At 73.8% G+C, this 4,144-nt stretch carries 1 protein-coding gene; it reads right to left on the minus strand.

Annotation, left to right across the window (positions count from 1 at the left end):
* Nucleotides 1–4,144, minus strand: a 4,144-nt coding sequence (locus AB0D57_RS47280) for an SDR family NAD(P)-dependent oxidoreductase (RefSeq protein ID WP_362088700.1), incomplete at both ends; no start/stop codon positions are given.

Raw genomic sequence — 4,144 nt, forward strand, 5'->3', positions numbered from 1 at the left:
GCGATGTCCGCGGGGGACAGTTCGGGTTGGTCGGTGATCAGGTCGTGCAGGCGTGCGGCCTGGTCGTGCAGGGCGGGCAGGCTCTTGGCGGACAGTACCCACGGCAGCGGACCGGAGGAGGAAACCGAAGGCCCGACCGGCTCGGCGTCGGACACCGGCGGCTGCTCAAGGATGAGGTGCACATTCGTGCCGCTGACGCCGAAGGAAGAGATACCGGCCCGGCGCGGACGGCCGTCCGTCTCCCACGGCTGAGCCTCCGTCAGCAGGGAGACCGCGCCCGCCTCCCAGTCGATGTGCGAGGAGGGGGTGGCGGCGTGCAGGGTCTTGGGCAGGACGCCGTGGCGCATCGCCATGACCATCTTGATGATGCCCGCGACGCCGGCCGCGGCCTGCGCGTGGCCGATGTTCGACTTCAGCGAGCCCAGCCACAGCGGCTTGTCGGCCGGCCGGTCCTTTCCGTACGTGGCGAGCAGGGCCTGCGCCTCGATCGGGTCGCCCAGCCGGGTGCCGGTGCCGTGCGCCTCCACCGCGTCCACCTCGGCGGGACTCAGGCCCGCACTGGCCAGGGCCTGACGGATCACGCGCTGCTGGGAAGGGCCGTTGGGGGCGGTCAGCCCGTTGCTCGCGCCGTCCTGGTTGACGGCGCTGCCGCGGACCACCGCGAGGACCTGGTGCCCGTTGCGCTCGGCGTCGGACAGCCGCTCCACCAGGACCAGCCCCGCGCCCTCGGCCCAGCCCGTGCCATCGGCCTCCTCGGAGAACGCCTTGCAGCGTCCGTCCCGGGCCAGCCCGCGCTGCCGGCTGAACTCGATGAACGTCGTCGGCGTGGCCATCACGGTCGCGCCGCCCACCAGCGCCAGGTCGCACTCGCCGTTGCGCAGGGCCTGCGCGGCCAGGTGCAGCGCGACCAGCGAGGAGGAGCAGGCGGTGTCGACGGTGACCGCCGGGCCCTCCAGACCGAAGGTGTACGCCACCCGGCCCGAGGCGATGCTCGGCGCGCTGCCCGTGCCCAGGAACCCCTCGTAACCCTGCGGGATGTTCTCGAGCAGCCGGGAGCCGTAGTCGTTGTACATGATCCCGGTGAAGACGCCGGTGCTGCTGCCGCGCAGGGCGCTCGCATCGATGCCGGCCTGTTCGAAGGCCTCCCAGGCCGTTTCCAGGAGCAGCCGCTGCTGCGGGTCGGTGGCCAGCGCCTCCCGCGGGGAGATCCCGAAGAACTCCGGATCGAAGCTGCCCGCGTCATGCAGGAAGCCGCCCTCGTTGGCGTACGACGTGCCGGTGCGTTCCGGGTCGGGATCGTAGAGGTCCTCGCTCCAGCCCCGGTCGGCAGGGAAGGGGGAGATGGCGTCCACGCCGCCCGCGACCAGCTCCCACAGGTCCTGCGGCGAGCGGACCCCGCCGGGGAAGCGGCAGCTCATGCCGACGATCACGATCGGGTCGTCGCCGGTCACCGACACCGTCGGACGGACCGCGGCAACGGCCGCACCGACCACCTCGTCGCGCAGGAAGTCCGCGAGCGCGAGCGGCGTCGGATAGTCGAACACCAGCGTGGTCGGCAGCCGCAGGCCCGTCACCGTGGAGAGCCGGTTACGGAAGTCCACGGCGGTCAGTGAGTCGAAGCCGAGATCCGTGAACTGCCGGTCCGCGGCCACCGCGTCCGCACTGCCGTGCCCGAGCACCGCGGCCACGGCGGTGCGCACCGTATCCAGCAGCACGGCATCCCGCTCGGCCTCCGACAGCCCGGCGACCTGCTGGGCCAGCGACGATCCCGTCGCCGTGCCCGCACCGGCGGCAGCCCGGCGGGTGACCCCGCGCACCAGGCCGCGCAGGGCGACCGGCACGGTGCCGGAGGAGCGCAGTGCGGCGAGGTCGAGGCGGGCGGAGACGATCACGGCGCGGTCCTGCGGGAGCGCCGCGTCGAAGAGGGCCAGGCCCTGTTCCACACTCATCGGCGCGATGCCGCCCCGGCTCAGCCGGGCCCGGTCCCGCGCGTCCAGGTCCCGCGTCATACCGTCCTCGGTGTCCCAGAGACCCCACGCCAGGGAGACGGCGGGAAGCCCCAGAGCGCGCCGGTGGCAGGCGAGCGCGTCGAGGAAGGAGTTGGCGGCGGTGTAGTTGCCCTGCCCGGGGCTGCCCAAGGTGGCGGCGACCGAGGAGAACAGGACGAACGAGGCGACGTCCCCTGCGAGTTCGTGCAGGTTCCAGGCGGCGTCGACCTTCGGCCGCAGTACGGCCGCCAGCCGCTCCGGCGTCAGCGCGCCGATCACCCCGTCGTCCAGTACACCGGCGGTGTGCACCACAGCGGTCAGCGGGCGGCCCACTGATGCGAGCAGTCCAGCCAGCGCCTCCCGGTCACTCACGTCGCAGGCGGCGACGGTCGCCTCGGCACCCAGCTCGGCCAGCTCGGCCAGCAGCTCCCCGGCACCCTCGGCCTCCGGGCCGCGCCGGCTGGTGAGCAGCAGATGGCGCATTCCGTGGACGGTGACGAGGTGCCGGGCGAGCTGCGCGCCCAAGGTTCCGGTACCGCCGGTGACGAGCACGGTGCCCTCGGGGTCGAGCGGGACCCGCTCCGCCTCGGCGGCGGGGAGCCGGGCGACCCTGGGGGCCAGCAACACGCCGTCCTGTACCGCCAGTTGGGGCTCATCACAGGCCAGAGCGGCCGGCAGAGCGGCGAGCGAGGCCGCCTCGCCGTCCACGTCGACCAGGACGAACCGGCCCGGGTTCTCGGCTTCGGCGGTGCGCACCAGTCCCCACACCGTCGCCGCCGCCAGGTCCCGGACCTCGTCCACGGCGAGCGCGCCACGGGTGACGAACAGCAGCCGGGACCCGGCGAACCGGTCGTCGGCCAGCCAGGCCTGGATGAACTCCAGCGCCCGCCGTGCCACCTGGTGGGTGGCCACGACGGTGTCCTCGGCGTCGCCCGCGTCCTCGCCGGTGAAGTCGACGCGCACGACCGCGGCTTGCCGCACCCCCGAGAGGTCCTCGACACTGCCGATGATCACCGGTTCCTCGTCCGCACGGCCGGCCTCGCCGGGCGCGGGCAGCGCGACCAAGTCCAGCCCGTAGAGCGGCTGCTGAGCCGGGACGGCCGTGCGCGCCATGGCCCGCAGGGTGAGCCCGTCGGCGGTGAGCAGCGGGGCACCCTCCGCATCGAGGAGGGTGAGCCGTACGGTGTCCGCGCCGGTCGGCGACAGCCGCACCCGTGCCGCCACCGCTCCGCTCGCGTGCAGGGACACACCTGCCCACGAGAACGGCAGCCGCACCTGGTCGGCCTCGTTCTCGACGACGCCGAGCCCCAGGGAGTGCATCGCGGAGTCGAGCAGCGCGGGGTGGATCCCGAACCCCTCCGCCGCCTCGTACTGCTCCTTGGGCAGCCGCACGTCGGCGTACACGTCGTCGCCCAGCCGCCAGCCTGCCCGCAATCCCTGGAAGGCGGGGCCATAGGCGAACCCGGCCTCCGTGAGCCGGTCGTAGAGGTCCGCGGTGTCGACGGCTTCCGCTCCGGCCGGCGGCCAGGCCGCCTCCGGCTCCCGCGGTGCGGCGTCGTCGCCGCGCAGCGCACCGGACGCGTGCCGGGTCCACTCGCCGTCCTCGCCGTCGACACGCGAGTGCACACGCACGGACCTGCGGTCCGACTCGTCCGGCGCACCCACACTCAACTGCAGTTGCACGGAGCCGTTCTCCGGAACGGCGAGCGGCGTCTCGATGATCAGCTCGTCGATCGTCCCGTACCCGACCTGCGCGCCCGCGTGCAGCGCGAGCTCGACGAAAGCGGCGCCCGGGAGCAGGGCGGAGCCCAGCACGACATGGTCGGCCAGCCACGGGTGGGTGCGCCGGGAGATCCGCCCGGTCAACAGCAGCCCGTCGTCGTCGGCCACGGCGACGGCCGCACCCAGCAGCGGATGCTCCGCAGGGGCGAGCCCCAGCTCCGCCGCGTCGGTGGTGCCGCCGACCTCCAGCCAGTAGCGCTGTCGTTGGAAGGCGTAGGTGGGGAGGGGGAGCGTGTGGCCGTGGGTGGGCCAGGTGACGGGGTGTCCGTTGACGTGTGTGGTGGCGATGGCGGTGAGGAGGGAGTGCGGCTCGGGGTGGTGGGGGCGCAGGGCGGGGGCGAGGGTGGCGGTGGTGTCCGCCAGGGTGGTGGCCG

This window comes from Streptomyces sp. NPDC048275 (assembly GCF_040652275.1).
Classification (GTDB): Bacteria; Actinomycetota; Actinomycetes; order Streptomycetales; family Streptomycetaceae; genus Streptomyces.